Here is a 26,065-nt window from a genome sequence, read left to right as displayed (position 1 = left end):
CGCTCCGGTCTTGCCGGGATGGTTGAAGTGCGGAGCGCAGGGGAATTTCGATTCGGACAACGCCCCCTGTCGCCCTCGGATCGGGCAGTTAGGCGCGCCAGATGACATGGTGATGCTGGTTCTGTGACAGTTAAGGGACTGTCATATGACAGTTTAACGACTTCCGTGGCGTTTCCATGAAAGGCTGTGCCATGCTAAGGGCGTAACGATCGCGGGGGCGTCGACAGGGAGCAGGCTTTGCAACCGGAAATCGAACTCAAGCTGGAACTGTCTGCACAAGCGGCGGAAATCTTCGCACAATGGCCGCCTTTGCAGGCGCTGGACGGCGAGACGGCGACGTTGCACGCCACCTATTTCGATACGCCCGATCATCGGTTGGCGCGGCAAGGGATGAGCCTGCGTATCCGTCGTTCCGGGCGGCGGCGCATCCAGACGGTCAAGGCCAACGGGCGCGGGGGGGCTGGCCTGTTTGCGCGCGACGAGTGGGAGCGGCCGGTGCGGGGCAATGCGCCGGTGCTGGATGAGGGCAATCCGGTGGCGGCGCTGTTGGGCGAGGCTGTGGTTGACGTCGTTCCCGCGTTTGAAGTCGTTGTGGAGCGGCGGACCTGGCTGGTGCCGCAGGATGACGCAATGATCGAACTGGTGCTCGACCGTGGCGTGGTGCGGGCGGGTGAGCGGGAAGAGCCGATCTGCGAGATCGAATTGGAGTTGAAGAGCGGCGAACCGGCCGCGCTGTTTGCGCTGGCACGGCGGATCGACGCCGATGTGGCGGTGCGGACCGGGGTGCTGAGCAAGTCGGAGCGCGGCTATCGACTGACCGAGGCATTGCCGGATGCGCATAAGGCGGAGGCGGTTCTGCTTGATCCTGGCATGACGATCGGTGATGCTTTCGGGCGGATAGCGGCGCTGTGCCTGCGCCAATATCGGCTGAACGAAGCGCTGCTGCTGGAGAATTATGCCCCGGCCGCGCTGCATCAGGCACGGGTCGCCATCCGTCGATTGCGCACCGCCTTGACCCTGTTCAAGCCGGTGTTGCGAGCGGAGGATGTTGCCGGCTTTCAGGGCGAATTGCGCTGGCTGGCGCATGTGCTGGGCGAAGCGCGCGATCTGGATGTGCTGGACATAAAGGACGCGACCGGGCGTGAAAGGCTGGAGGTGGCGCGGAGTGAAGTGCATGCACGGGTGCTGCAATGGCTGGCGTCGGCGCGGGTGCGGATGCTGGTGATCGACCTGACGCAATGGCTGGCGGATGGGGCGGGCCTCAGCGATGAGGCGGGGCAGCCGGTTGCGCCCTTCGCCACGGAGCGGTTGCGCAAGCGCCGCAAGCGCATCGTCAAGAGCGGAAAGCATATGAAGCGGCTGAGCGACGAAGCGCGCCACACTGTACGAAAGGATGCGAAGAAACTGCGCTATGCCGCTGAATATTTTCGTAACCTTTATCAGCGAAAGGGAGCGCGGCGGCGATATAAGCGGTTCATTCGCAAACTGGAAGCGACGCAGTCGGTGCTGGGTGCGCTCAACGATCTGGTGACGGCCCCGGCGACAATGGCGCGGATTGGCCTGAAGGCGGAAACAGCCAGCGCGGACAGGTCGGAACTTCTCGCCGCCGCCGCAAAGGCGCATGGCAAGCTGGCGGAGGCCCGCCGCTTCTGGGCCTGAGGCTCAGCCCCAGGGGCGTTCGCGATACCATTTGGTGATGACATGCTTCACCCCGGCGCGCACCTTCATGCCATGATGGATGCTGGCGGGGTTGGGTTCGCCCGACGGCAGGCGGTTGTTCCATATCAGCAGCTTGCCCGTCTCGGGCTGCACGGTCTTACCGATTTTCGTGAAGCGGGTCGCCCCGCCGGCCGCCGGTTCGTTCAGATAGATCATCAGCGTCCAGGTGCGGTTGCCCGCGACCGAGCAATAGCGTGGATAGTCCGCACCCTTGGGGTCGAAATAGTCGGTATGCGCTTTGAATTCCTGCCCTACATCATAGCGCTGCCCCTGAATCGGTTCGCCGTGGGGCATGGCGATGCCGGCGAAGGCATCCAGCCGGGCATTGATCGCCGCAACGAACGGATCGCCATGGTCGAGGTCGCACGTCTCACTGGTGCGGAAATAGCCGTCGCCATTGGCGTCGGCGATGGTAGACGGCCGGCGCTTCGCATCGATTCGCTCGACCAGCGCGGCGCATTCCTGTCCGTTCAGGAAATCGCGCTGGATGAACAGCGTCAATTCCTTGCTCGGCACACGCTGGATGCGGGGATGGGCCGCGATCCATGCCGGATCGGCATCCGAAGCTGTGGGGGGCAGGTCGATCTGGTCCGTCATGGGCGATCCGAAAAGGCGAAGTTTAGAGAAAGACGTCGCCACGCCTATCTTCCATCCTTGAAAATGCAAGTCGCGCGGCAGCCCTGTTACGCCATGTCATATATCGGTCATATAACTGTCATTCTGGAGTAAGATCGTCCGCCTAGCTGACGCCCTGGGACTAATCGGGGGCGTGCTTCACCATCATGCGTGTGCCATTTGGCGATAGGATAGGCGGTTTCAGGCGGAACCGGTTGCTTTCCATTCCGGCGATCGACTGGCTGGCGCTGCTGGAAAAGGCGCTGCTGGTGGTGCTGGCGCTGCAACTGGTGCGGCTGGTCTGGGCTGTGATGGCGCCCGTCGGCAGCTTCGGACCATGGGAAGGGCGACAGGCCCAATTGCTGTCACCGAGCGCGCGGCAGGCGCTGTTCGCCAGCTTCGATCCCTTCTTTCGCACCGGTGCCCCGCAGCAGGCCGGCAGCGGCGTCGTCACGTCGCTGGCGCTCACTCTGTATGGTGTGCGGTTGAACGAGGGGTCGGGGCTGGGCTCTGCCATCATCGCTTCGCCGGACGGGGTGCAGAACAGCTTTTCCGTGGGTGACGAGGTCATGCCGGGCGTGGTGCTCAAGGCAGTCGCGTTCGACCATGTGACGATCGACCGCGGTGGGGCGGAGGAGCAGATTTTCCTTGATCAATCCACGCCCGCGCCCGAAGCCGAACCCGCTCCCGCAGCAGGCGCTGGCTGGCAGAGTGCCGCGCCGCCGCCGCCCGCGCCGCCCGGCGCCGGTCCCACCGTCGACAGCCTGAAGCGCGACATCGGCTTTGCCCCGCGTATGCAGAATGGGCGGGTCACCGGCCTTGCTGTCCTGTCCAAGGGACCGGGCTTCGCCGGCGTCGGTTTCAAGGCCGGCGACATCGTGACGCAGGTCAATGGCCAGCCGATCGGATCGGCCGGCGATCTCCAGACCCTTCAGAACCAGATCGCGCCCGGTGCGCGCCTTTCCCTGACCGTAGAGCGCGGCGCCGCCGTCGCATCGGTCAACATCATAGTGCAAGGCCAATGACCCGCAAACTCCTCCTCTCCGCAGCCACCGCCCCGATTGTCTGCATTCTGGCCCTGGCCACGCCGATCGCCGCGCCGTTGATGGCGCAGCAGACGCTGAACGTGCGCGATGCCGATATCCGCGCCTTCATTCAGGATGCGGCGCGTGTCACCGGCCGCACCTTCATCATCGACAATAAGGTGCAGGGGAAGGTGTCGGTCGTAACCGACCGGCCGCTCAGCCGATCCGAATATTTCGAGATCGTGCTATCGACCCTGCGCGCAAACGGGCTGGTCGCGGTGCCAGCACCGGGTGGCGCCTATCGCATCCAGCCGGCCGATGGCGCGGCGGGTCAGCCCAGCAGCGTGGGCCGGGCGGCCAACCGCAACAGCTTCGTCACCGAAGTCTTCCGCTTGCGTTCGATCGACGCCGCGAGCGCACTCGAAACGCTGCGCCCGCTGGTGAGCAAGGAAGGCTCCGTCACCGCCAACCGCGCCGGCAACAGCGTGGTCGTGGCCGATTATGCGGACAATATTGCCCGCATCCGGCAGGTGATCGCCCGTATCGATCGCGACACGGCGGCGACGCAGATGGTGATGCTGAAAAATGCCGGCGCACGCGAAATTGCGACTTCGCTTCAGGCATTGGTAGCCAGTGGCGGCGGCGAAAATGCCGCGCCCTCGGCCGCGACCGTGGTGCCGATCGACAGCAGCAATGCGGTCGCGATCCGGGGCGATGCCAATACCGTCGCCCGTTTGGTGGCGATGGCGCGCCAACTGGACCAGCAGGCAGCGAGCGGCACGGAAATCCGCGTCTACTGGCTGGAACATGCCGATGCCGAAAAGCTGTTGCCGGTGTTGCAGCAACTGGTGGGCCAGTCGACCAGCCAGCCGGTGACGGCCTCCACTCCGGCGGCCGGCGGCGCGGCGCCTGCGTCTCAGGCGGCGGCACCGGTCGCGGCCGCGTCCTCCTCTTCGTCGTCCAGCGGTGGCGGGATATCCACGCGTGGCCCGGCGATCGTCACCCGCTATGAAGGCGCCAATGCCATCATCGTCGCCGCCAACAGCGATGTGCAGCGCATGCTTGGGGAAACCATCCGTCAGGTGGATACGCGCCGCGAACAGGTGCTGGTCGAAGCGATCATCGTGGAGATCAGCGACGCGGCGGCCAAGAAGCTGGGCGTGCAATTCCTGCTGGGCAGCACATCGACCGGCTTTGCCGCGACCAATTACAGCAACGCCTCGCCCAATCTGCTGACACTGGCCGGGGCCTATGGCGCGAACCAGTTGGGCACGACGAAGACGACGATCGTCGCGGCCGACGGTACGACCACGACGACCGAGACGCAGACCAACAGCGATCTGGCCAGCACATTGCAGCAGGCCGCGCTCAACAGCCTGACCAGCGCGACCGGCGCGATCGCTGGCCTGGGCGGTAGCATCGGCAAGAACGGTATCTTCGGCGCGATCATCAATGCGGTAAAGTCCGACACGGAGAGCAATCTGCTGTCCACGCCGTCGGTCATGACGCTGGACAATCAGAAGGCGTCGATCCTGGTCGGGCAGCAGGTGCCCGTCACGACCGGCGAAGCCCTGAGTCAGAATTTCGACAATCAGTTCCGCACCGTCCAGCGGCAGGATGTCGGCATCAAGCTGGAGGTGAAGCCGCAGATCAATACCGGCGGCGCGATCAAGCTGTTCCTGAAGCAGGAAGTGTCGAGCGTGGCCGGGCCGGTCAGCAACTCCAGCAGCGACCTCATCATCAACAAGCGGGAGATCGAGACGACCGTTACCGTGGACGATGGCGAAATCCTCGCGCTGGGCGGCCTGCTGGACGATAATGAGCGCAAGACGATCGAGCGCATCCCCTTGCTGTCCGACATTCCGGGGCTGGGCGAATTGTTCAAGTCGCGCAGCCGCAGCCGGTCCAAGACCAATTTGATGGTCTTCATCCGCCCGACCATCCTGCGGACCAAGGAAGATGCGCAGCGTCTGACGCAGCAGCGCTACGGCTATGTGCGCGGCATGCAGTTGCAGCGCAATCCCGACATGGAGCCGACCATCGACGAACTGGTGCGCGACTATATGGGCGCGCAGCCGCCGGTCGCGGTCCAACCCAATGACGCGGTGGTCCAGCCGGAGGCGAGCGCCGTGCCGGCACAGGTGATCGAGCCGAGCGTCCGTCAGTCGAGCGGCGTGGTGCGACCGGTTGAAATTCCCGCAAGCGGAGAGCAGAAGTGAGCGACCAGCCGCAGGATACGGATATCCCCGCAATCCCGCTGCCATCGCGGCCGATCGACATTCCCTATGTCTTCGCCCGCAAACATGGCGTGGTCATGCTGCCGGTTGAGGGCGACCGGCTGACCATTGCCGTGCGCGAGGGCAGCGATCCGCGCATCCTGCTGGAAGTGCGGCGGCATCTGGCGCGCAGCTTCGACGTCATCTTCGTCGCGCCGGGCGAGTTCGACCGGCATCTGTCCAATCATTATGCGATGGAGGGCAGCGCGGCGGCCATGGCGGGATCGCTGGAGGTCGGCGCGGACGAACTGGACATCCTCGCGGCCGATATTCCGACCGCCGACGATCTGCTCGACAGCGCGGACGATGCGCCGGCGATCCGCCTGATCAACGGCATCATCGCCGAAGCGGCGCGGCAGGGCGTGTCCGATATCCATATCGAACCCTATGAAACCGGCCTGATCGTGCGCATGCGCGTGGATGGCGTTTTGCGCGAAACGCTGCGCATGCCGCCGCATGTCGCGCCCGTGGTGGTCAGCCGCATCAAGGTGATGGCGCGCCTGGACATTGCCGAACGGCGCGTGCCGCAGGACGGGCGCATCGGCCTGACGCTGGGTGGCAAGCTGCTCGACGTGCGTGTGTCCACCCTGCCGAGCCGGGCGGGCGAGCGGGTGGTGCTGCGCATCCTGGACAAGGAGAATGCCGGCATCACGCTCGACCTGCTGGGCATGACGGGGACGCCCGATCGCATCTTCCGCGAAGGGCTGGGCGAACCCAACGGCATCATCCTGGTCACCGGGCCGACCGGTTCGGGCAAGACCACGACCCTCTATGCCGGTCTGCGCCAGTTGAACGACGGGTCGCGCAATATCCTGACGGTCGAAGATCCGGTCGAATATGCGATGGAGGGCGTCGGCCAGACGCAGGTCAATGCCAAGGTCGGGCTGACCTTTGCCGCTGGCCTGCGCGCGATCCTGCGGCAGGATCCCGACGTCGTCATGGTCGGCGAAATCCGCGATCGCGAGACGGCGGAAATTGCGGTGCAGGCGTCGCTGACCGGGCACCTCGTCCTGTCGACGGTCCACACCAACGATGCCGTGGGGGCAATCACCCGTATGCGCGACATGCGGGTCGAGCCGTTCCTGCTCGCCTCTACGCTGCGGGCGGTGATCGCCCAGCGCCTCGTTCGACGCCTCTGCCAGAGCTGCCGTGAGCCGGTACAGGCGGACAAGTCGGCCAGTGCGCTGCTGGGTTTCGATCCGGGCACGATCATCTATCGGGCGCGCGGTTGCGACGAGTGCAACGGCACCGGCTATAAGGGCCGGATCGGCGTGTTCGAGGCAATCCGGGTGGACGATACCATCCGCCGCCTCATCAACGACGGCGGCGACGAATCGCTGATCGCGCGTCACGCCTTCCTGAATGCGCCGAACCTGGGGTCCGCCGCGCGGGCGCTGGTGCGCGATGGGCAGACCACGGCGGAGGAAGCCATCCGCGTGTCGCGCCGCGACGCGGTCGAAGCGGAAACCATCGCCGATGGCTGATTTCGATTATAGCGTCATCGATCCGGCTGGACGTGAACGCAGCGGCAGCATGAAGGCCGCCACGATCGAGGATGCGCGCGCCAAACTGGATGCGCGCAAGCTGTTCATCGTGCGGATCGAGCCGGGCGCGGTCGAAACGGCGCGCAAACGGGCGGGCCTGTCGCTGCGCACGCCGCGCCTGTCGGCCAAGGAATTGACGCTCTTCACCCGCCAGTTGTCGACGCTGATCCAGGTCAGTCCGCTGGAGGAGTCGCTGCGCACCATCGGCAAGCAGAGCGAGCAGGATCATGTCCGCGCCATCGTGGGCAAGGTGCATGGCGGCGTGCTGGAAGGGCGGCGGCTGGCCGATGCGCTGGGCGCGGAGCCGAAAAGCTTCCCGCCGCTCTATCGCGCGATGATTTCCGCCGGCGAAAGTTCCGGCAGCCTGCCTACCATCATGGAACGGCTGTCCGACCTGATGGAGCGGCAGGCGGTGATGCGCTCCAAGGTGCTGACCGCCATCGCCTATCCATCCGTGCTGGCGAGTTTCGCCGTGTTCGTGGTCGCGGCGCTGATGATCTTCGTCGTGCCCAAGGTGGTGGAGCAATTCGACACGGTGGGGCAGGAATTGCCGCTGCTGACGCGGATGGTGATGGGCGTGTCCGCCTTCCTGGCTGCTTATTGGTGGCTGCTACTGATCCTGATGGCGCTGGGCGGCGTGGGTTTCTGGCGGGCGATGAAGGTGGATCGCTTCCGCTATCGGTTCGACGCGACGCTGCTCGGCCTGCCCTTGTTGGGCCGCCTGATCCGCGATCTGCACGCGGCGCGAATGGCGCGCACCCTGTCGACCATGATCGCCAGCCGCCTGCCGCTGATGGAGGGCTTGTCGCTCACCGCGAACACGGTTCACAACCGGGTGCTGCGCAAGGCGTCGGACGAGATTGTCGAGGCGATCCGGGGCGGCGGTAGCCTGTCGGCCGCGCTGCGCCGGGCCGGCGTGTTTCCGCCCCTGCTCGTCTACCTGGCGGCGAGCGGCGAGAGCGCCGGGCGGCTCGACACCATGCTGGAGCGCGCCGCCGACTATCTGGAACGCGAATTCGACAGCTTCACTTCGGCCGCGCTGGCGATGTTGGAGCCGGTCATCATCATACTGATGGGCGGCATCGTCGCCGTCATCATCCTGTCCATCCTGCTGCCGATTTTGCAGCTGCAAAGCCTCACCGGGGCTTGAAGGAGTGAATATGTTTAAATGGAAGAATGTTCGCACAGCAGCGATTGAAGGCGAAGACGGCTTCACGTCCTTGAGGCGTTCCGCCGAAGACGGCTTCACGCTTGTCGAACTGATGGTCGTGATCGTCATCATCGGCCTGTTGGCGACGATCGTGGCGATCAACGTCATCCCCGCGACCGACACGGCGCGGATCGAGAAGGCGAAAGCCGATATCGCGACGATCGAACAGGCGTTGGAGCAGTATCGGCTCGACAATTTGACCTATCCCGCCAGATCGGACGGGCTTCAGGCGCTGCTCAATCCGCCTGCCTCGCTGGCGCAACCGCAGCGCTATCGCCGTGGCGGCTATATCAAAAAGCTGCCCGACGATCCGTGGGGTCGCGCCTATCTTTACACCGTGCCGGGCCGCAAGGGCGCGTTCGACATCAGTTCGCTGGGCGCGGACGGCCAGCCGGGCGGCGAGAGCGAAAATGCGGATATCTATTCAAGCGAACTCTAACGAGACTGGCTTCACCCTCTTGGAGCTGATGGTCGTGCTGACGATCATCGGCTTCATTTCGGCTGCCGTCGTGCTCGCCATCCCCGATCCGCGCGGCCGCGTGATCGAGGATGCCGACCGCTTCGCCGCGCGCGTCGCCGCCGCGCGCGACGAAGCGGTCGTCACCGCACGCCCCATGGGCCTGTGGGTGTCGGCCTCCGGCTATGGTTTCCAGCGCCGCGAGGGTGGCCAGTGGGCGCCGCTGGAGGACAAGCCCTTCGTGACCGCCAACTGGAAGGGTGGCACCCGCGCGCTGGTGGGCAAGGATGGCCGCCAGCAGATTGCTTTTGATGGCACCGGCCTGCCGACCGATCCGCTGACCGTGACGCTGGCCCGCGAAGGCGAGCGCGTGTCCGTGACCGTCGACATGGCGGGGAAGGTCATGGTCGGTGGGTAAAATAGGCGCATCTCGCCCCTTCTCCGCGCGCCCTTCGACAGGCTCAGGGCGAACGGATATCATGTTGAAACGATCCGAACAGGGCTTCACGCTGCTCGAAATGCTGGTCGCGCTGGCGGTGTTCAGCCTTGCCGCGCTGGCGCTGGTGCGGTTGCAGGGGGTGACCTTGCGCACCGCCGCTGATCTCGACAGCAAGGCTCTGGGGCAGATCGTCGCGCGCAACCTGATGGTCGATGTCCAGAGCGATCCTGTTCCCCCGTCGATCGGCGATGAGGATGGCGAAGTCGACAATGGCGGGCGCCGCTGGCACTGGAGCCGCACCGTCAAGCCGACCGACGACCAGAGGCTGTTGCAGGTCGACCTGACCGTCGATGGCCAGCCGGGCGCATCGCCGGTCGCGCTCAGCTTCGTGCGGGTGGTCGAATGATGGCGCGCTCCAAACATGCAGGTGAACAGGGCTTCACGTTCCCAGAGCGTTCCGCCCAACAGGGCTTCACATTCCCAGAGCGTTCCGCCCAACAGGGCTTCACGCTGATCGAATTGCTGGTGGCGCTGATGATCTTCGCGATGCTGGCCAGCGCGGGTGTGCTGCTGCTGGGCAATAGCGTGTCGGCGCAGGCGCAGGTCAAGGCGCGGCTGGACGATATGGCGGCGGTGCAGCGGGCCGGCGGTGCGCTGGCGGCCGATCTGGGGCAGGCGGTGCCGCGCATCACCCGGACCGAAGCGGGCACCAACGCGCCGGCCTTCTGGGCGCATGATGATGGCGAAGCGCAGCCGGTGATGCAGTTCGTGCGGGGCGGGTGGGACAATCTGGGCGATCTGCCGCGCCCCTCCCTTCAAAAGGTCGAATATTGGGTGCGGCAGGGCCGGCTGGAGCGGCGCACCTATGCCCAACTGGACGGTGCGGCCGGCGACGATCCTGCCGCTCTGCTCGATAATGTCGAAACGGTCGTGCTGCGCTTTCGCGATGCACAGGGCAAATGGCAGGAGGCATGGACGCCGAGCCAGCCGGATCTGATGCCCCGCGCGGTCGAGATGATGGTCACGCGCACGGGCGAACCGCCGGTCATGCTGCGCTTTCTGGTCGCGCCCGGCCCACCGGAGAAGCTGATGGCGGGAGAGGAGACATCCGGTGCCTGACCCTCGTAAAGATAGCGAGCGGGGCGCCGCCTTGCTGACCGTATTGCTGCTGGTGGCGGTGATGGCGGTGGTGGCCGCAACCGCGCTGGAGCGGCTGGCGCTGGCCACGCGGATGACCGGCAATGGCGGGGCGGTCGATCAGGGGCGGGCCTATGCCGACGCGGGCATGGCGATGGCGCGGCTGCGTATCGCCGACCTGACCGCATCCAACCCGGCGCGGATCACGCTGGCGGGCGGATGGATGGGCACGCCGCAAAGCCTGCCCGTCCCCGGCGGCGTAGCGACGGCACGGGTCACGGATGGTGGCAATTGCTTCAACCTCAACAGCGTCGTCAGCGGCGAGAATGAGACAAGCCTGAAGGTCAGGCCGATCGGCGTGCAGCAGTTTCAGGGCTTGCTGGAGGCGCTGGGCGTCGACGCGCGGCAGGCGCAGGTCGCCGCCGCGAGCCTCGCCGATTGGATCGACACCGACAGCGTGCCGCAGCCCGGCGGCGCGGAGGATGAAACCTATGCGGCGATGGAGCGGCCCTATCGTGCGCCCAACCGCATGATGGTGGACGCCAGCGAATTGCGGGCGGTCAGCGGTATCAGCCCGGCCATCTATGATCTGGCGAAACCGTGGATTTGTGCGCTGCCGGTCACGACGCTGTCGCCGATCAACATCAATACGCTGCTGCCCGATCAGGCGCCTTTGTTCGCGATGCTGCTGCCGGGGCAATTGAGTGTCGCACAGGCGCGGCAATTGCTGGCGCAGCGGCCTGCGGATGGCTACGGCAGCACGGTGCAATTCTGGGCCATGCCTTCACTCGCCGGCTTGTCGCCGATGACCGAGGTGCAGGAACAGGTGAAATTGACGACTGGATTTTTCGGAGTGGACGTTTCGGTGAATGTCGGGGGAACGCAGGTGGTGGAGCGGGCGCTGATCGACGCGCGGGAAAGCCCGGCGCGGCTGGTGCGGCGCAGCTGGGGCGCGGGGTCATGAACAGTCGCGACGCGTTGATCGTCTGTCTGCCTGAGGCGGCAGAGGCGCCCCCGCGCTGGATGCGGGTCATGGATGGTGCGCTGACCCAATCGGGCGAGGGCGCCAACTGGCTGGCCGCCTGTGGCCTTGCCGCGCTGCCGGATCAGGCGCGGGTGATGCTGGTGCCGCCGGCCGCGCTGGTGACGCTGCACTGGATGGTTCATCCCGATCTGCCCGTGCGACAGGGTCGGGCAGCGGCGCGACTGGCAGCGCTGGCAGGCGGGCTGTTACCGGCCGACCAGTTGTTTGCCGTCGCCGATGCCAATGAAGACCCGGCGCGGCCGCATATCATGGCGGTGGCGAGCCGCGCCGACATGCAGCATTGGCTGCTCTGGGCCCAGCATCATGGGCTGGACCCCGATAGCATCGTGCCGGCCCCGCTGTTGTTGCCCGAGCCGGGGCATGGTTTCACCCGTGGCCTGATTGGCGGCGAGGCGGTGCTGCGCGGCAATGATATGGCGCTGACCGCCGACATGGCGCTGCCGGAACTGGTGGCGGATGCGCCGATTGCGGACGTCACGGCCGGCCTGATCGAGGGACGGGCGATCGTGGCGCTCGACAATCCGCCGCTCGACCTGCGTCAGGGCGATTTTGCCAAGCGCGTGCGGCGGTCGATCGATGGTCGTGCGCTGGGCCGGATCGCCCTGTGGAGCGGGCTGATATTGCTGCTCAGCCTGATCCTGTCGCTGGTCGGTGTCGCGAAGCAGCATATGGAAGCCAGCCGACTGGACGATGACAGTCTGGCCCGCGCACAGCAGGTGCTGCCGGGTGCAACCGATGCCATACAGGCGCTTACCGAGATGGAAGGCAGGCTGGCAGCACGGGGCGCGGGCGGCCGTGCCTTTACCGCGCCGGTCGCAGGCCTGCTGAGTGCGATGCAGGATGCGCCGGGCGTGGCGCTGACGGGCCTATCGCGCGATCCTGACGGCATGGTGCGGGCCACGCTGGCGGCAGCCAGGGCGGAAGACATCAATGTCGTGCTGCTGGCGTTGCAGGCGGCCGGCTTCACGATCACGGCCACGCCCTCTCAGGAGCCGGGCGGGCGGACGCTGGCGGATATCACGGTGCGGTCATGATGGAACGGATAGCGACTTACTGGTCGGAACGATCGACCCGCGAACAATGGATGCTGGGCGTGATGTTCGCGCTGCTGGGCGGGGTGATCCTGTGGTTCGGCGTGGCGATGCCGCTCGACCGGGCGCAGCGCTCGGCGCGTGAAACCCTGCTGGCCGCAACGGATCGCAATGCCGCCGTCCGCGCCGCAGTGAAGCAGTTGAAGACATTGCCGCGCGATGCCGCCGCCACCGGTCCGACCACGCCGGTCGACCAGTTTGTCGGCCAAAGCGCGGGTGAGGCGGGGCTGACGCTAGAACGGGCGCAAGCGCAGGGCAATGACCGGATGGAGATCGCCATCGCCTCGGTCCGGCCGGTCGCGCTCTTCTCCTGGCTGGCCACGCTGGAGGCGCAGGGGGTGCGGGTCGATATAATGAGCGCGCGGCCATCCGCGACGGCGGGGAGCGTGTCGGTCCAGGCCTTGCTGGTCCGGGGAGGCGCGCAATGATGGGACTTTCCCTGTCGCGGCGGATGCGGATCATACTGATATCGGCATTGCTGCTTGGCCTGTTGCTGTTCCTGCCGATGCGCGTGGCTCTCGGCCTTGCCGGACTGGAGCGGCTGGGCGTGGCTGCCCGCGAGGTGCGCGGCAGCGTGTGGAGCGGGCGGATCGACCAGTTGATGCTGGGCGATATGCCGCTGGGCAGCGTACGCGCGGGCCTTTCGCCCGTGTCGCTGCTCATGGGCCGGGCCCGTTTCGATATCGCCCGCAGGAAGGGGCTGGCCGATGATATCGGCGGCGCACTGACCGTCGGGTTCGGGCGGATCGGCGTGGACGATGTGACTGGCGTGGTGCCGCTCGGCCGCACCTTTGCGCCCTTGCCGGTCGGCAGCCTGATGTTGGACGACGTCAGCGCTTATTATAGCGGCGATCGTTGCGGCCATGCCGAAGGACGGGTGCGCGCGCGGATGTCCGGCCAGATGCCGGGTCTGAACCTCAGCCAGGGCTTGTCGGGCGTGGTCGCCTGCGATGGTGACGCGTTGCTGCTGCCGCTCGTCAGCCAGTCGGGCATGGAAAAGATCAGCCTGCGTATCTGGCGGTCGGGTCGCTATACGGCCGAGATGCGGGTCGAAACCGCTGATCCGGCACTCTCTGCGACGCTGGGGCAAGTGGGCTTCGCCAATGTCGGCGGAGCGCAATTGCTGAAGGTGGAAGGGCGCTTGTGATCCAGCCGCTCGCGGCGCTCATCGGTGCGCTGGCCGGCGCGATTGCGGGTAGTTTCCTCAGCACCATCATCCTGCGCTGGCCCGAGGGGCGCAGCGTCATGCGGGGGCGTTCGGCCTGCGATGGGTGTGGCCGGACGTTGGGCGCGTGCGATCTCATTCCCCTGCTCAGCGCCATGCTCCAGCTCGGCAGTTGCCGCAGTTGTGGCGCCCGAATCGACCCGCTGCATGGTCGGGTGGAGGCTGCCTGCGCCATTATCGGCGCGCTGGCGATCGGCGGTCTGCCAAATCTGGGTGGTCTGGCCTGGGCCTTGCTCGGCTGGCTGCTGCTGACGCTGGCGATCTTGGACTGGCGCCATTTCTGGTTGCCCGATGCACTGACTCTGCCGCTCGCCTTCCTGGGGTTCACGGCGGGGATGTGGGCAACGGATGTCAGCATGTCCGACCGGATCGTTGGCGCTGTGATCGGTTATGGCGCGTTGCTGGTTATCGCGCTCGGCTACAAGGCGCTGCGCGGCCGAGAGGGGCTGGGACTGGGCGACGCAAAGCTGCTCGGCGCGCTCGGCGCCTGGTTCGGCTGGCAGACGCTGCCCTTCATCCTGCTGATCGCATCGCTGCTGGGTCTTATGGGGATGCTTGTCACCGGCGGCGCAAGGCAGCGTACCGCGCGCGTGCCGCTGGGCACCTTCCTGGCGCTGGCCGCGCTGCCCGCATGGATCATCGCCCTACGCTTGTTCTGAAGCTGAGTGGTCGGGGAGACAGGAGGGCTAAGTCGGCTACTAACCGAGGTAGGTTGACGCCTAGAAGCCAATGGACTGGGCGTTTTCATCGGGTTCCGGGTGTGGCAGTGCTACGTGCGAGTGCTACATTATTTCGCCACCGGAACAAATATTCATGCTGAATCACTACCTTCGCAAACGTCCTCGATCCCAACACTGGCAGCTTCGGATGATGGTCCCCGCTGCTGCTCGTCCTGTCATAGGCAAGCGCGAATTCACCAAGTCTTTGGGTGTCTCTGATCGACGGCGCGCGGAGGAAACTGCGCTGCCGATTTTGATGGCATGGAAGGCTAGGGTAGAGGCTGCGCTGCTATCAGACAAAGCCGAAAAGGCTTCAAGGTTGCTGATCCGTCCAACAGACGTGGAACTGGAAGAGGCGGCCCTTATTGTCGGTTACGAACGCGCAGGCGAACGTGTCGGGCAACTCATCAAGGTAAAGGCTCGCCTTGGGGAGGCCAGCTATCAAGCCCTGCGATCCGAATTTGAGCGTCGGCATGTCGATGCCGTTCGGCGGTTGAAAGGCGAAGATTATTCGTACTGGCGTAGCCGTGCGGTTCGTCAGGTCGAAATGCGCGGATGGGATTTGCCGCACGACAGTCCGCAATTCGATGAGTTCGTGCATCAGTTGGCGCGGGCAGGGACTGACACGTTCGCAAAGGCTGTAGCAACCATCAACGATGCCGAACATACATTCGTCCCATCTGCGCCGGTTCAAGCGGCTATTAGAAGGAAAAGCGAACGTGCGCGTGATGGCGAACGGATTGCCCAGCTATATGAAATCTATCAGGCGCAGCGCATAGCAGAAGGGAAAAAGCGCGCTGACAGTCTGGATCAAGACGGCAAGATCGTTAACGAATTTGCGCTGTTCGTTGGTGTTGATCGCAGCCTGCGGTCGATCCAGCCATCAGACGTTCGGGAATGGCGGAACCTGCAAACTTCTCTCCCTATCAGCTACAGAAAGCGAAATGAGTTTAACGGGATGCCTCTGCGGCAGATCGCAGCAATTGCCAAAGAAAAGGGCATCAAGACGCTCGATCCGGTGACTGTTAACAAAAAGCTGTCTGCTGTTTCTGCGCTGTTTTCGTGGGCCAAGCGCGAAGGGTATGTCGAAGAGAACCCCGTAGTCGGACTGTTCTATCAGGTCGATAAACAAAAGAACGCTCGCCCTCCGTTTACCATCGACCAACTCAATTTCATTCTGCGGTCGCCCCTTTTTACGGGCTTTTTGTGCGATGGAAAAGAGTTCAAAGCAGGCAATGTGCGGTCCAGAGACTGGCGTTTCTGGCTACCTTTGGTTTGCCTGTTCACCGGCGCTCGACTTGGTGAGATTGCTCAACTGAGGCTGGAAGACGTTCGCGAAGAGACTGGCATTGACGTCATAGATATTAAGAACGAACCTACAAAGGGGCAGGCCACCAAGTCGGGTAAAAACCGGGTTGCGCCGATCCACTCGACGCTAAAGGCCATCGGGTTTGTGAACTACGTGCAGATGCAAAGGGATCGTGCGGCATCCGATGGCGACCATCGCCTGTTTCCTGAATTATCGAAGAATGAGCGAGGGCAGGCCGGTAAAGCGTCGCGGTTCTGGCGGGTGTATCTGGAACGTATCGGGTTGAAGGCTGCTGGGGACGGATTTGGCTCGCACTCATTTCGCCATGGTTTAGCAGATCAGTTGCGAATGGCGGGCTACTTCGATCTGGATATTGGAGTGGTCCTCGGACACAGCCAGAAGACAATCACTTCGGGCTATGGAAAGTTGCGTCAAGGCACTGTGTCGCGGTTGTCGGAAATCATAGAGCGCGCTCAATTCGAGGGTGTCGATTTTAGCCATCTGATTCCAGCGTCATAGGGGGCATTTGAGAGGGTTTTGCGCGTTCGGCTGTTAAGCAAGCTAAATTCCTGAATCGTGCTTCACGACCCCTCTGCGGCCAAAATAACGGCCATTGTATTGGTGCATGTCCACAACGGCATCCCGACCGACATCCCAAACCCTTAAATCGAGGATATCTCATAGCCTTCATCGGTTTTACCGCCCCGACATGTATATCGGCGATACCTACCCCATAAAGGCAATGAGCGGTGCGCTGTAAATCGGGCGCACCTGCTCATTCCACCCCCCGAACCACCATCAATCGAACAGCCAAGCCTCCGCATCATCTACCCGGTCAAAGAACTCTACCCCTTGCCGATCCGTCAACCGCTGCGCCTGCAACCGGGACAGCGACGAACTGCAAACGAAAGCCAGCTTCTTTGACCGAACATCGGGGGAGGCAAGGAGGGCCGCAAAGCTCCCTACGATATCCTGTGCCTGAATTTTCATGCCGACGATATCTACCAGCGTCAGATGACCGGGCGCCTTTAGATGGGCTAGAACCTGCCTGTATGTGGCGGCGAACTCCTGAACCTCCTTCTGATCGAAGAAGCCCGCCATCTTAACGCGGGCAAGGTTCCGGCTCTTATCCGGCGTTACTGTGTAGGTGGCATCCATGGCATTCTCTCCTGCCACCCTAACCGACCAGCCTACCGATTGTTCATAGCCGGGTGAGCTTTGGGATTTGATAGCTGGATTGCTGATTCACCAGCCGTTCCAACCGACCTATCGGATATCTTAAGCCAGCGATTACGGGCCTGCTATCATCGGCGTGTGTTAAATTAGCAATACACTTGACGACCATCGTGTCCAACTTAACCCGGATATCAACGCTACTCCTAAATATACGCCAAACTTGGCTTAACTTGAATAAATAATCTCAGATTTAATGAAAACTTCGATACCCATCAAGGTCAGTCTACAACCTGTCTAAGATCGATGGCTAGTATGATCTTTAATAGCTGACCTACTGGCTGTTGCATAGCTGCGATTCGTGCCTATTAGGGCTTCCTCATTCATTCAGAAATGAGGATTAAGCATGAAAAATCTACAGCTACAGTTTCCCTTTATGGATGAGGTCGAGCCTCCTCCGATCCCCTGTAACGACAACTTCCCCTCCGATGAGGATCAGGCTCCCGATCAACCGGCAAAGCCTCTGTGCGTCTCTGTAGCGCCCCCATGCTCATCGCATCTTCCTCACTTGATGAATGAGTAGATACCCTTCTCATTTCAAGCATGGTTAGGGCGGGCATACCAATGCCCATTTATATGTAATCAAAAAGGTTACTCTAATGCCCCTCCTTTCCCCTCCCTTTTTAGTTATAAGATATAGATATAGGTTATGTTGATTAATACACAGATTGAACAAGAAGCATTAGATATAGAAGTTGAATTAGAAGAGGAAGAGGTTGGCTTCTACCATATGAAGCTCAACTGGCATTGCTCTTCTGAACAGGCGGAAGCCATGACCCAAGCCTTAGCCTTGGACCTTTATCAGAGCGTTGGGAATAAGCGAAAGCCAACCGAGAAGGCATGTGCTGCATTGGCTGCTATGGCTCGCGACCTATTGAAAGGCCATTCCTACAGCCCGTCAAAGCCTTGTGGACGATATATGTCGCCTAACAGCTTTTCCCACCTACCTGTGGGCTATAAAGCCTTCAATGGCATCAGGGCCAAGATGGAGAGGGCGGGCTACATCGCCGTCGATACCGGGATATGGTGGCGGGTTGCCAATGATGGGGTAGGAAAGGTGACGACGATTCAGCCTACGCCCAAGCTGCTAGAATTTGCCCTAGGCTATGGCATTACACCGGCTAACAGATCGATGCACTTTGCAAAGCATTCTCGTCCGGCTGCGATATGGAACCCGGTTAGGGTGGCAAGAGCGCGGACATGGAAAGGCGATAAGAAGACCCCAAAGGTCTATATCAAGGTCGATCCACATCATCCTGGACTCCTGCTTGAAGCCGGAAGGATAAACAGACTGAACCTCTATTGGTCGAAACAGGTCATCACGCCCGATAACCACCATGCGTTCTATAGGGCATTCGCCAACGGTGACGCCAATGACTTCTATTTCGACAAGGGCGGACGCATCTGCTCCGAAGGCGGCGGCTATCAGAGCATGTCGGAGAAGAGCAGGGCAGATATCAAGATCAATGGCTGGTCCACCTCTGAGCTTGATATTACCTCATGCCATACTCGTATGTTCTGCGCACTGATGGGCCAGCCGATAGACCCGGCCGTTGACCCGTACAGCCTCACGCGCTTCCCGCGTGATGTGGCCAAAGCATATGCGGCCATGCTGATGGGCCGGAAGACCACAAATGGCGATTGGGCCGATAAGACCAAGGTGGCATTATGGAAAAAGAAGAAGATCGACCTCAACCAATACCCCATCGAAGAGGTTAAGGCAGCAGTCTTTGAAGCCATTCCTCTGTTAGCAGATTGGGATAGCAGCCCGTATCGCTGGGATAGCCTACAATACATCGAAAGCTCTATTATTCTCGATACTATCGAAATCCTAGCTTATGATTATGACGTTCCGGCTCTTCCGGTCCACGATAGCATCATTGTGCCGACAAAAGACATTGAAATAGCAAGGGAAGTTCTATCGTCTTGCTTCCAAGAGCATACCGGATGCCTGCCCATGTTGAAGGTGAAAGACTAACAATCGCCCTGCAAAGCGACGGCTAGTCTACCCTTCAATCATTCAGGGCACACCAGATCAGCCTCCAAGGTAAGACTACCCGGATCGACAAACTCATCACGAAGGTCGCAGCCCGTTGCAGCGCGGGCTACTTCCCTGTTCCAATCTCGGATAATTGCACCACGCTTGCGGCCCATCATAGTAGGTATGTGGTAAACGGATATCTTGTTACCGGTAATGCGGACCTTGTAGGATTCCCCATTGTAGGCGATCTTATGCTTCTTTCCATCTGCCGGGACGTTGATGGTCGGGGCTGCTATGGCGGGCGCTGTCAGTGCAACGCTTGCCATGGTGAAAGCAAGCACGGGCAGGCGGATCATGGCAGAAGCCCCGAACGACGCAGCCGGTATTCGCGGTCTACAGCCTCCAACTCCCGGTTTAGCCGCTCCTGCAACAGGAAGGCTTCAATTTCATAATCGTGCCTACCAGACGCGACAGGGGCCGGTGTTCTCGGGGCTTCGAGCATCCCTGCAAACCTTTCATCCACCACGCGGTTGCAAACGTCGCGTTCTGCCATCGCCTCCTGAAAGGTTGGAGCGACACGCGGAAACCGTGTGGTCATGCAGTCTGCGAAGACCTTCTGCTTATCCATGAAAGTGACTTGGGCGGCAGCGGGAGAAGATAGGGCCACACCTGCCATTATCCATATTGCGGTTGTCATGATTGCAACTCCGGTCATAGCAAGGGTTGCGTTTCGGCGGCGCTAGAGCCGTCCGAATAGGTTGTGGTCAGTTCGACCGACTTACCCTTGACCTTGAACGTTAGAATCTCGTCGTCAGGATGAGTCCGCCAGCGACCGGGGCCGGAACCGGGGCTGATATCGACCCCGCGCCACATGATACGGTCGCCCTGTAGCTGGCAGTCGTTCTTGAACAGCTTGCCGTCGTCCGGGCGCTTGTAGGAGATACGAACGATACCGCCGCCTTGTGGCACGGCCTTCATGATCTTTGGGGAATGACCGAATAGTTCCGCGATGCCAGCCCTGCACACCGATATGCCGGTCTTGGCGTCGATAGGTGCTACAGGTTCCGCCTTTACCGCCTTGACGCCTAGATCAGCATCGGCCTTCGCAAGGTCCGCTTCGGACGGTCGGGCATCTTCCTGCTTTGGCTGTGGGGCTGGGCTAGAGCAGGCGGACAGCCCTAACGGAAGGATCGTCGCCCCTGCCGCAAGTATGATAGTTTTCATCCTGACCTCACGAATGCAGGTTAGGGAATTGCGCGCAGAGCTTCCTCATCACCTGCGAGTCCTCACTGGCAGGGTCAGCATCACCAATTTCGATGACATTCGCCAACGTGTCCGGCTTGCCGTTCTTAATCTCAGTCGCGAACCCTACAGCGAACTCAGCATCCCCAGCGTACCCGCCATAACTGTTTTTGGAATTGACGAACCCGCAGTAGAAGACCCCTGCCTCATCTGCGGGAACATTGATCTTAGGGTGCCGAAACCGGGCAGATTCCGGGTCTTTTAGCCTCTGCTTAACAGCGGCCTCTACTGCTCGCTGCTCTGCAAGCGTCATCGGTCTAGCCAGTGCATGACCGGAACAAGCCATCGTCAATGCAGCGGCTACAACAAAGCTCGAACGCATGTGTTCATCCTGTGCCCCTCCGCACCACCCCGCCAGCCGGGACGGTTGATCGACGCGAACACAGGAACACGCCTCCCGCGTATTTCCCGAAGGTATTATATTCCGCAGGCCGCCCGACCGTATTGGCCGAGAGCCTGTGTTCGCCGCCGATTGCGGGCCTTCTCTTCCGATCAAAGTCGAAAAGGCAGTTCTGCTCGTATGCGATGCACGGCCGGGAGTCTATGTCTCAGTTTATCAGCGTTCTACCGCCTCCAACCCCGAACGGCCCCGATGATCGCCGCTACTGCGTTCAAGATCGCGGCTATGCCCATTAGGGTGGCGCTATCGATATTCTCCATTGCGACTCTCCCGATGCTCCGTTTATATGTTCGCTATATGTTCTCACTGTGCTTGTAGGAAAGGGCGCGAACGACATGGGCATAAAGATCGAAGCAATCCCGGAGTCTTGTCGCATCCGGGTATCAGGAGACGTCGAAACGGTACTGCGCGTCCCCTTCGATTACGACGAACGGTTCATGATAGGGACCAGCGAAGGCACCCTGCTGGTCGGCACGCTAGATCGGGCCATGCGCTGCCAATTCGATATAGCCCGCGATGGCGCTGGGTTCGTCCGGTTTGAACAGGGGGCAGCGTTTATTGACTGGCGAGGGATAGAGTGGGCGGCAGTCTCGCCCTACGATGCAAATGTAGTTGAACCGTCCGACCCGGAACCAATGCCCCTGTTCGCCGGGATAGAAATAGAAGGTAGATTAAACTAAGGAGAGATGGTAGTAATCCGCTGTTAGAGCGGATGTCTACAAAGTTCTTATCTGGATATAGGCGATTTAAAGCTCGTACAGAGCCGTTATATTAATATGGCAGTCATTGACCTGGATTTATGTTTTTGCGCTGTATGATGCCTCTACGGGCCTTTAAACGGCATTTATTGAGCGATAGTCTTAATGCAGGTGGCGGTCGCGACTGATTGCTGACCTTATTCGCGCTCGCCTGCTTCAAATCTAACAGCAAATGTCATTCTTGTAGCGCTAATACGGTTATGGGGCTGCGACCTATTCGCGTAGGGAGACGGCGCGACCCGAATGGCTCTTCTTACCAGAGACATTCATTCCTGACCCCTGCTCAGAAATGGGCGGGGGTTAATTTTTTTGCTCTGGCCTCCGAAGGCTCACTTAGTCCTATCGGGACCGCGATGAGCGTTACAGAGGCGCGGCATCAGCATTCTATCCGTGCATCACCACCCACGCTGCCGCCAGTGCCATCGCGAGGACAAAGGCCACGATCATATATATCCCCAGCGACCGGGTGGCAGTTTTAGGCGTCTTTTCAATATGGTGCGGCATTGGCATCTTTGCTCCTATGAATGCAACATCAACGTCCTAGGTGACGACATGATCCATTTGGGAGATGCCGGATGGTAAAGGCTGGCTTTGGGTGGTTAATAGACGGCCCTATGAACGCGCCTTGCCCTTCGTCTGCGCCAACTCCCGATAATATGCGGCCCGTTGAAGGAGTTCAGCGATCAGGGATGGATCATCACCCGCCCGCTCTGCATTCTCGGCGGCATGTTGGGCTTCCGCTGCCTTGCGCAGGTACTCACCATATTCTGGTGGTTTCGCCATATGCTTCCTTTCGGCTACCGCAGAATGCCGACTAGTATCCCCGATCTTAATGCAAGGCATTAAAATGGGTTATACGCATGGGAGCGGGTAAAGTGCCTCCTGCAGGCAATGCGGGTCGGAAAAGCGGAACAAATTACAGGTGTATTACCTTAACGCATGATTAGGTTAATCATGGAGGACTGCACTGCCATGGCGACGATCAAGCTACTCTTCGTTGAGGATGAAGCGGATATAAGGCTGATCGTTCGTAAGGCGGTTGAACTTGATCCAGATATAATCATGACAACCTACGGCAGCGGCGTTGAAGCACTGGGTGCCATAGAGACGGACGGACTCATATTTGATTTCGCTCTGGTAAATCTCCGCCTGCCCTACATGAGCGGCATCGAGTTCTTCGAACGGGTCCGCCTGCTGCCGGGCATGGATAATATCATCGGCGCGCTCATTACGGCCTCTGTTCGTGATGCCGAAGTAGCGGCGTACAAGCGCTCTGGGCTTCATGGTTATATCGCTAAGCCCTTCGATCCCGTCAGCCTATCGAAACAGATTCGCTCGATCTACGATATGGCGCGGGTATGAGGCTTGGCCTTAAGCAGCGGGTTTAGAAGCATACAGTGGCCGCAGGCTTCAATCATGGAACCAGTGCGCTGCTAAATCGTAGAGCGATCTGGATGGCATATGCCGTTCCCGCGATTGAAGAAAACTTGCCCTGCCGTTCCGACCCGAATGGCGGGGCTTTCTTTATGCGCGGGCCGTACATATGATAGATGCGGTCACAGCATCCCGTAAATGCCGCTCGCTGCCGCACCTATCATAAGCAGTGCAAGAGCAAAGGCTTCGATCTTTAGAAAGACGCTGGACCGGTCACGGTCATACTGTTGTTTTTGCCGTTTCATTTGCAATCAAGCCTCTCCTTTGCAATTCGTCCAAAACTGCCTGCTCTTCGCTAGGCAGTTCTACACTGCTATCAATCCGCCTATAGGCTTCATGCAACTCGTCATCTGACATGGCAGCAGCAATCGCAGCAGCCTTAAGGTGATCGTGCATAGCAAACCTCCTTACAGCCAAAGGGAAGCTCATTTTTGCTCCACGTTTAGCGAAAGACAAGTTCAACTCGTAAAAAATTACCCCGCCGTATCCGGGCGGGGTAAGGAAATCTCATAAAGGGACTTCAAGCCAGACGTTCGAAGAGATGCTTGGTTCCGCCATCGCAACGTCTTTTTACGGTTATAAAGCCGGTAACGATCATTTTCTTGGAACTGCCATTGCGAAACATGGTTCAACAGCATGTCGGACAACCTACCCCCCCCCGAAGGTTGTTCGATTTGACCCTTCGATAAGCCCCGGCAGCATACCCCCGTTGCCGGGGCAATTTCTTAATTGTTAATCTACAGCCGGCTTCGCAGAAGCTTTCTTTGCCGGTGCCTTTGCAGCAGCAGCCTTTCTGCCTTGTCCTGGCTTACGACCAAGGCCACTCTTAACCGCCAGTTCCTTGCGCTGCTGCGCATAGCTAGGGGCAGTCATAGGGTAATCAGCGGCCAAGCCCCATTTTGCCCGATATTCATCAGGGGTCATCTGATAATGCGTCATCAGATGGCGCTTGAGCATCTTAAGCTTTTTACCGTCTTCAAGGCAGATGATAAAATCCGGCTTCACCGACGACCGAACCGACACAGCAGGCTCTTGCTTCTCTACAGGAGCCGCAGCAGGTGCGGAAAGACCAGTCAGGGCGCTGTGGACGTTAGCGATCAGGGTGGCGACGTCATTGACCCCGACGCTGTTATTAGAAACATGGGCGGCGACGATATCGGCGGTCAGCGTAACCAGCAGTTCATTGGCATTGTTGTTATCAGGGGCGTCCATCTGCGATCCTTATATGATTGGTATCGCACTTATAGCGGCATCTGATCTTAAATCATCCCCCTGTGAGGATCATTATATTCAGGCATAAAACTGTGAATGGTCTGGCATGGTTAGTAGGCCGATTTTCTAAGACTTCGACCTACCATATATTCTTACCCGATCATCATACCCGCTTCTCTACCCTTTGAATCGCCGCACGACTTACAGCATATTCTTTTGCCAATGCCCCTAGCGATACGCCTTGCGCCCGCTTCTCTTTAATAAGCCGCTGCTGGTCATCTGTTAGGGCTTGCGGGCGCCCTAGAACCTTACCTGCCGCCTTGGCCCTGCTAAGCCCTGCCTGTGTCCGCTCTATCAACAGGTCGCGTTCAAACTCAGCTACAGCGGCAATGACAGCCATGGTCATCTTCCCTGCTGCACTGGTGAGATCCACGCCTCCAAGGGCAAGGCAATGTACGCGGACACCTTCATCGGCCAGCCGTTCGACCGTAGCGCGTAGGTCCATCGCATTTCTACCTAGACGGTCCAGCTTGGTCACTATCAGTATGTCGCCTGCTTCCAGTCGATCCACCAGCTTAGCGAAGCCCTTGCGCTCCATAGCAGCGACCGATCCCGATACCGTCTCTGTAACGACGCGCTTCGGTTCGACGTTAAAGCCCGCCGATACTATCTCCTGCACCTGATTGTCGGTAGTCTGATCGCTGGTCGAAACCCGGCAGTAGGCAAAGGTACGGCTCATCTCATCACTTCCTGTATCTAATACGTGCATCTTAATAACATCGCATCGGAAGTGCTGCAAGGGCTATTATACGTTACACCTTTGTCGCGTGTAACGAATAGGAACGATTTCGATATTGTCAGCGTCCGAGATAGCGAACGAATCTAACAACCTTTGTGTGGTGCCTTCAACCTTGATCGCGCTAATTTGTCACGGTGCCGAAATGATCCATGCTGGTCTGAGGCATCAGTTGGAATTGGGCATTAGGAGTTGAGCATGGGCTTAGCTTATGAAAACCTCGATGAGGCAACACGACGGTTCATGATCGAAAAATTGATTTCGATGTTGAAAGAGGAAGTGTATACGTAAGCAATTACCTGAACGATCGCGGTGTAGAATGCTGGATAGACATTCTTAAGGCTGCTGCGAACCAAGGGAACGATGATACTCTTGCAACAACGCTTCGACAAAACAATTATCTTAAGTCGCACGTTGAGAGAAGAAAGCCCAAGGGTGGCTTTAGCACTGTGGCAGTTCCTTACACCGCTCATGAAACATTAGGAGAAGGCGAGTTTAATAGATATTTCGCTCGCGGTTTGTGCCGCCGAGCGATGGCTGAGGACATTGCGTTGCTTGAAGTTTATAGGGCGAAGCAGGTCGCCGAACCTCGCGCAGCCTCTCAGGCAAAGATTGGTCAGATGGTCAATCCCGGTGATATACTGAATGACCTTCGAAGCACCCAAGGAGTCGAGCCAGCGCTTGGCCTACCACCCGGCCCCAACTCTGGCCTCACGCTGCGCCTCCCGCGATAGGAGGTATCGCTACGGTGAGGGCCGCCTTGCGGTGATGGGCTGATATTTCGAGATGGCACCGGTGCAAGCGCCGGTGTTTGCACCGATACTAAGGATGGTGCGATGAGCCAGATCACAGTAATTTCGGGGCCGGAGCGGCGGGGCGTATGGACCGATCAGCAGAAGCGCGAGTTGGTCGCGGCAGTTTCGGCGCCCGGTGCGAATGTGGCGGAGATTGCCCGCCGTGCTGATCTGCGGCCTTCACCCAATGCCTACGATAGGAGTAATCCGTTTGTATTAGAGCGTTTTTCGATCATTCCAGATCATACCCGCACGAACTGAAGTAGTTGGCACATTCCATTGGCTGGAAGATATCGACGAGTTTGCCGATCAGGCCCCACAGTCCGCTGACGGTTCTTTCTTCC

Annotated in this window: 29 protein-coding genes and 1 pseudogene; 19 read left to right on the top strand and 11 right to left on the bottom strand. The window is 60.3% G+C overall.

Going from position 1 to position 26,065, the window contains the following annotated elements:
• Positions 1–237: 237 nt before the first annotated feature.
• Entirely contained in the window at positions 238–1,659 is a 1,422-nt protein-coding gene (locus RQH62_RS19280) for a CHAD domain-containing protein (protein WP_311270285.1), read from the top strand.
• 3 nt (positions 1,660–1,662) lie between these two features.
• On the opposite strand, the gene RQH62_RS19275 is transcribed toward RQH62_RS19280, so the two are convergent.
• Positions 1,663–2,316: a 2OG-Fe(II) oxygenase gene (locus tag RQH62_RS19275; RefSeq protein WP_311270284.1), complete on the bottom strand. Its 654-nt coding sequence runs from the start codon at positions 2,314–2,316 to the stop codon at positions 1,663–1,665.
• A 185-nt stretch (positions 2,317–2,501) separates the two neighbouring features.
• Here RQH62_RS19275 and RQH62_RS19270 point away from each other — a divergent pair, with 185 nt between their 5' ends.
• The 14 genes from RQH62_RS19270 (at position 2,502) to RQH62_RS19205 (ending at position 16,330) form a co-directional block, all read left to right on the top strand.
• On the top strand, positions 2,502–3,359 hold the full coding sequence (locus RQH62_RS19270; protein ID WP_311270283.1) for a type II secretion system protein N: 858 nt from the start codon (positions 2,502–2,504) through the stop codon (positions 3,357–3,359).
• Positions 3,356–5,578, top strand: coding sequence for a type II secretion system secretin GspD (gene gspD, locus RQH62_RS19265; RefSeq protein ID WP_311270282.1), 2,223 nt, complete (start codon positions 3,356–3,358; stop codon positions 5,576–5,578). Before RQH62_RS19270 ends, gspD begins: the two co-directional genes overlap by 4 nt.
• Positions 5,575–7,119, top strand: coding sequence for a type II secretion system ATPase GspE (gene gspE / locus RQH62_RS19260; protein ID WP_311270281.1), 1,545 nt, complete (start codon positions 5,575–5,577; stop codon positions 7,117–7,119). The genes gspD and gspE overlap by 4 nt, the downstream gene beginning before the upstream one ends.
• Positions 7,112–8,329, top strand: a complete 1,218-nt coding sequence (gene gspF / locus RQH62_RS19255; protein WP_311270280.1) for a type II secretion system inner membrane protein GspF — start codon at positions 7,112–7,114, stop codon at positions 8,327–8,329. Before gspE ends, gspF begins: the two co-directional genes overlap by 8 nt.
• A gap of 10 nt (positions 8,330–8,339) precedes the next feature.
• On the top strand, positions 8,340–8,828 hold the full coding sequence (gene gspG, locus RQH62_RS19250; protein WP_311270279.1) for a type II secretion system major pseudopilin GspG: 489 nt from the start codon (positions 8,340–8,342) through the stop codon (positions 8,826–8,828).
• Positions 8,800–9,264 carry a GspH/FimT family pseudopilin gene (locus RQH62_RS19245; RefSeq protein ID WP_311270278.1) on the top strand — a complete coding sequence of 155 codons (465 nt, stop codon included), beginning with the start codon at positions 8,800–8,802 and terminating at the stop codon, positions 9,262–9,264. Before gspG ends, RQH62_RS19245 begins: the two co-directional genes overlap by 29 nt.
• Before the next feature lie 61 nt (positions 9,265–9,325).
• A complete protein-coding gene (gene gspI / locus RQH62_RS19240) occupies positions 9,326–9,691 on the top strand; it encodes a type II secretion system minor pseudopilin GspI (protein WP_311270277.1) in 366 nt (121 codons plus the stop codon).
• On the top strand, positions 9,688–10,404 hold the full coding sequence (gspJ, locus tag RQH62_RS19235) for a type II secretion system minor pseudopilin GspJ (RefSeq protein WP_311270276.1): 717 nt from the start codon (positions 9,688–9,690) through the stop codon (positions 10,402–10,404). The genes gspI and gspJ overlap by 4 nt, the downstream gene beginning before the upstream one ends.
• Positions 10,397–11,386, top strand: a complete 990-nt coding sequence (gspK, locus tag RQH62_RS19230) for a type II secretion system minor pseudopilin GspK (RefSeq protein ID WP_311270275.1) — start codon at positions 10,397–10,399, stop codon at positions 11,384–11,386. The genes gspJ and gspK overlap by 8 nt, the downstream gene beginning before the upstream one ends.
• Entirely contained in the window at positions 11,383–12,501 is a 1,119-nt protein-coding gene (gene gspL / locus RQH62_RS19225; RefSeq protein ID WP_311270274.1) for a type II secretion system protein GspL, read from the top strand. The genes gspK and gspL overlap by 4 nt, the downstream gene beginning before the upstream one ends.
• On the top strand, positions 12,498–12,986 hold the full coding sequence (locus RQH62_RS19220; RefSeq protein ID WP_311270273.1) for a type II secretion system protein M: 489 nt from the start codon (positions 12,498–12,500) through the stop codon (positions 12,984–12,986). Before gspL ends, RQH62_RS19220 begins: the two co-directional genes overlap by 4 nt.
• Positions 12,983–13,705, top strand: a complete 723-nt coding sequence (gene gspN, locus RQH62_RS19215; RefSeq protein WP_311270272.1) for a type II secretion system protein N — start codon at positions 12,983–12,985, stop codon at positions 13,703–13,705. Before RQH62_RS19220 ends, gspN begins: the two co-directional genes overlap by 4 nt.
• Positions 13,702–14,442 (top strand): A24 family peptidase, encoded by a 741-nt coding sequence (locus RQH62_RS19210; protein ID WP_311270271.1) that lies wholly within the window; start codon positions 13,702–13,704, stop codon positions 14,440–14,442. The genes gspN and RQH62_RS19210 overlap by 4 nt, the downstream gene beginning before the upstream one ends.
• A gap of 208 nt (positions 14,443–14,650) precedes the next feature.
• On the top strand, positions 14,651–16,330 hold the full coding sequence (locus RQH62_RS19205) for a site-specific integrase (protein WP_311270270.1): 1,680 nt from the start codon (positions 14,651–14,653) through the stop codon (positions 16,328–16,330).
• Positions 16,331–16,609: 279 nt separating this feature from the next.
• Here the strand turns inward: RQH62_RS19205 and RQH62_RS19200 are convergent, their stop codons facing one another.
• Complete coding sequence (locus RQH62_RS19200; protein WP_311270269.1) at positions 16,610–16,969, bottom strand: hypothetical protein; 360 nt, start codon at positions 16,967–16,969, stop codon at positions 16,610–16,612.
• A 724-nt stretch (positions 16,970–17,693) separates the two neighbouring features.
• Between RQH62_RS19200 and RQH62_RS19195 the strand changes: the two genes are divergently transcribed.
• Positions 17,694–19,022 (top strand): hypothetical protein, encoded by a 1,329-nt coding sequence (locus tag RQH62_RS19195; RefSeq protein WP_311270268.1) that lies wholly within the window; start codon positions 17,694–17,696, stop codon positions 19,020–19,022.
• 38 nt (positions 19,023–19,060) lie between these two features.
• Here the strand turns inward: RQH62_RS19195 and RQH62_RS19190 are convergent, their stop codons facing one another.
• From RQH62_RS19190 to RQH62_RS19175, 4 genes are read right to left on the bottom strand one after another with little or no spacing between them, the layout of a single operon-like run.
• A complete protein-coding gene (locus tag RQH62_RS19190) occupies positions 19,061–19,381 on the bottom strand; it encodes a hypothetical protein (protein WP_311270267.1) in 321 nt (106 codons plus the stop codon).
• Positions 19,378–19,722: a hypothetical protein gene (locus tag RQH62_RS19185; protein ID WP_311270266.1), complete on the bottom strand. Its 345-nt coding sequence runs from the start codon at positions 19,720–19,722 to the stop codon at positions 19,378–19,380. The genes RQH62_RS19190 and RQH62_RS19185 overlap by 4 nt, the downstream gene beginning before the upstream one ends.
• Positions 19,723–19,736: 14 nt before the next feature.
• Positions 19,737–20,249, bottom strand: coding sequence for a hypothetical protein (locus RQH62_RS19180; protein ID WP_311270265.1), 513 nt, complete (start codon positions 20,247–20,249; stop codon positions 19,737–19,739).
• A 7-nt stretch (positions 20,250–20,256) separates the two neighbouring features.
• Entirely contained in the window at positions 20,257–20,649 is a 393-nt protein-coding gene (locus RQH62_RS19175) for a hypothetical protein (RefSeq protein WP_311270264.1), read from the bottom strand.
• A gap of 413 nt (positions 20,650–21,062) precedes the next feature.
• Here RQH62_RS19175 and RQH62_RS19170 point away from each other — a divergent pair, with 413 nt between their 5' ends.
• Positions 21,063–21,407, top strand: coding sequence for a hypothetical protein (locus RQH62_RS19170; RefSeq protein ID WP_311270263.1), 345 nt, complete (start codon positions 21,063–21,065; stop codon positions 21,405–21,407).
• Positions 21,408–22,097: 690 nt separating this feature from the next.
• Here the strand turns inward: RQH62_RS19170 and RQH62_RS19165 are convergent.
• On the bottom strand, positions 22,098–22,268 hold the full coding sequence (locus RQH62_RS19165; RefSeq protein WP_311270262.1) for a hypothetical protein: 171 nt from the start codon (positions 22,266–22,268) through the stop codon (positions 22,098–22,100).
• Between the two features lie 189 nt (positions 22,269–22,457).
• On the opposite strand from RQH62_RS19165, the gene RQH62_RS19160 reads away from it, so the two are divergent.
• Positions 22,458–22,847, top strand: coding sequence for a response regulator (locus tag RQH62_RS19160; RefSeq protein WP_311270261.1), 390 nt, complete (start codon positions 22,458–22,460; stop codon positions 22,845–22,847).
• A 291-nt stretch (positions 22,848–23,138) separates the two neighbouring features.
• Here RQH62_RS19160 and RQH62_RS19155 read toward each other — a convergent pair whose 3' ends face one another.
• The 3 genes from RQH62_RS19155 to RQH62_RS19145 form a co-directional block, all read right to left on the bottom strand.
• On the bottom strand, positions 23,139–23,315 hold the full coding sequence (locus tag RQH62_RS19155) for a hypothetical protein (protein ID WP_311270260.1): 177 nt from the start codon (positions 23,313–23,315) through the stop codon (positions 23,139–23,141).
• A 336-nt stretch (positions 23,316–23,651) separates the two neighbouring features.
• Positions 23,652–24,131, bottom strand: coding sequence for a MucR family transcriptional regulator (locus RQH62_RS19150; RefSeq protein ID WP_311270259.1), 480 nt, complete (start codon positions 24,129–24,131; stop codon positions 23,652–23,654).
• A gap of 163 nt (positions 24,132–24,294) precedes the next feature.
• Entirely contained in the window at positions 24,295–24,900 is a 606-nt protein-coding gene (locus RQH62_RS19145; RefSeq protein ID WP_311270258.1) for a recombinase family protein, read from the bottom strand.
• A gap of 863 nt (positions 24,901–25,763) precedes the next feature.
• Between RQH62_RS19145 and RQH62_RS19140 the strand changes: the two genes are divergently transcribed.
• Positions 25,764–25,982: a transposase gene (locus tag RQH62_RS19140; protein WP_311270257.1), complete on the top strand. Its 219-nt coding sequence runs from the start codon at positions 25,764–25,766 to the stop codon at positions 25,980–25,982.
• On the opposite strand, the pseudogene RQH62_RS19135 reads toward RQH62_RS19140, so the two are convergent.
• Positions 25,954–26,065, bottom strand: a pseudogene (locus RQH62_RS19135) (IS630 family transposase); the annotation flags it as partial. The gene RQH62_RS19140 and the pseudogene RQH62_RS19135 overlap by 29 nt on opposite strands.

The sequence above is a fragment of the Sphingobium sp. WCS2017Hpa-17 genome, assembly GCF_031843765.1.
Classification (GTDB): domain Bacteria; phylum Pseudomonadota; class Alphaproteobacteria; order Sphingomonadales; family Sphingomonadaceae; genus Sphingobium.
Note: the sequence above shows the minus strand (reverse complement) of the source record. Positions and strands in the feature narration are given on the sequence as shown.

Coding starts and splice junctions, on each gene's coding strand:
- gspN (WP_311270272.1), top strand. CDS start 12,983: ATGATGGGACTTTCCCTGTCGCGGCGGATGCGGATCATACTGATATCG.
- RQH62_RS19275 (WP_311270284.1), bottom strand. CDS start 2,316: ATGACGGACCAGATCGACCTGCCCCCCACAGCTTCGGATGCCGATCCG.
- RQH62_RS19245 (WP_311270278.1), top strand. CDS start 8,800: ATGCGGATATCTATTCAAGCGAACTCTAACGAGACTGGCTTCACCCTC.
- RQH62_RS19185 (WP_311270266.1), bottom strand. CDS start 19,722: ATGACAACCGCAATATGGATAATGGCAGGTGTGGCCCTATCTTCTCCC.
- RQH62_RS19195 (WP_311270268.1), top strand. CDS start 17,694: ATGTTGATTAATACACAGATTGAACAAGAAGCATTAGATATAGAAGTT.
- RQH62_RS19150 (WP_311270259.1), bottom strand. CDS start 24,131: ATGGACGCCCCTGATAACAACAATGCCAATGAACTGCTGGTTACGCTG.
- gspI (WP_311270277.1), top strand. CDS start 9,326: ATGTTGAAACGATCCGAACAGGGCTTCACGCTGCTCGAAATGCTGGTC.
- RQH62_RS19155 (WP_311270260.1), bottom strand. CDS start 23,315: ATGCACGATCACCTTAAGGCTGCTGCGATTGCTGCTGCCATGTCAGAT.
- RQH62_RS19200 (WP_311270269.1), bottom strand. CDS start 16,969: ATGGATGCCACCTACACAGTAACGCCGGATAAGAGCCGGAACCTTGCC.
- RQH62_RS19205 (WP_311270270.1), top strand. CDS start 14,651: ATGATGGTCCCCGCTGCTGCTCGTCCTGTCATAGGCAAGCGCGAATTC.
- RQH62_RS19170 (WP_311270263.1), top strand. CDS start 21,063: ATGGGCATAAAGATCGAAGCAATCCCGGAGTCTTGTCGCATCCGGGTA.
- RQH62_RS19175 (WP_311270264.1), bottom strand. CDS start 20,649: ATGCGTTCGAGCTTTGTTGTAGCCGCTGCATTGACGATGGCTTGTTCC.
- gspD (WP_311270282.1), top strand. CDS start 3,356: ATGACCCGCAAACTCCTCCTCTCCGCAGCCACCGCCCCGATTGTCTGC.
- RQH62_RS19140 (WP_311270257.1), top strand. CDS start 25,764: ATGAGCCAGATCACAGTAATTTCGGGGCCGGAGCGGCGGGGCGTATGG.
- RQH62_RS19165 (WP_311270262.1), bottom strand. CDS start 22,268: ATGGCGAAACCACCAGAATATGGTGAGTACCTGCGCAAGGCAGCGGAA.
- RQH62_RS19145 (WP_311270258.1), bottom strand. CDS start 24,900: ATGCACGTATTAGATACAGGAAGTGATGAGATGAGCCGTACCTTTGCC.
- gspL (WP_311270274.1), top strand. CDS start 11,383: ATGAACAGTCGCGACGCGTTGATCGTCTGTCTGCCTGAGGCGGCAGAG.
- gspG (WP_311270279.1), top strand. CDS start 8,340: ATGTTTAAATGGAAGAATGTTCGCACAGCAGCGATTGAAGGCGAAGAC.
- gspF (WP_311270280.1), top strand. CDS start 7,112: ATGGCTGATTTCGATTATAGCGTCATCGATCCGGCTGGACGTGAACGC.
- gspJ (WP_311270276.1), top strand. CDS start 9,688: ATGATGGCGCGCTCCAAACATGCAGGTGAACAGGGCTTCACGTTCCCA.
- RQH62_RS19160 (WP_311270261.1), top strand. CDS start 22,458: ATGGCGACGATCAAGCTACTCTTCGTTGAGGATGAAGCGGATATAAGG.
- RQH62_RS19220 (WP_311270273.1), top strand. CDS start 12,498: ATGATGGAACGGATAGCGACTTACTGGTCGGAACGATCGACCCGCGAA.
- RQH62_RS19270 (WP_311270283.1), top strand. CDS start 2,502: ATGCGTGTGCCATTTGGCGATAGGATAGGCGGTTTCAGGCGGAACCGG.
- RQH62_RS19190 (WP_311270267.1), bottom strand. CDS start 19,381: ATGATCCGCCTGCCCGTGCTTGCTTTCACCATGGCAAGCGTTGCACTG.
- RQH62_RS19180 (WP_311270265.1), bottom strand. CDS start 20,249: ATGAAAACTATCATACTTGCGGCAGGGGCGACGATCCTTCCGTTAGGG.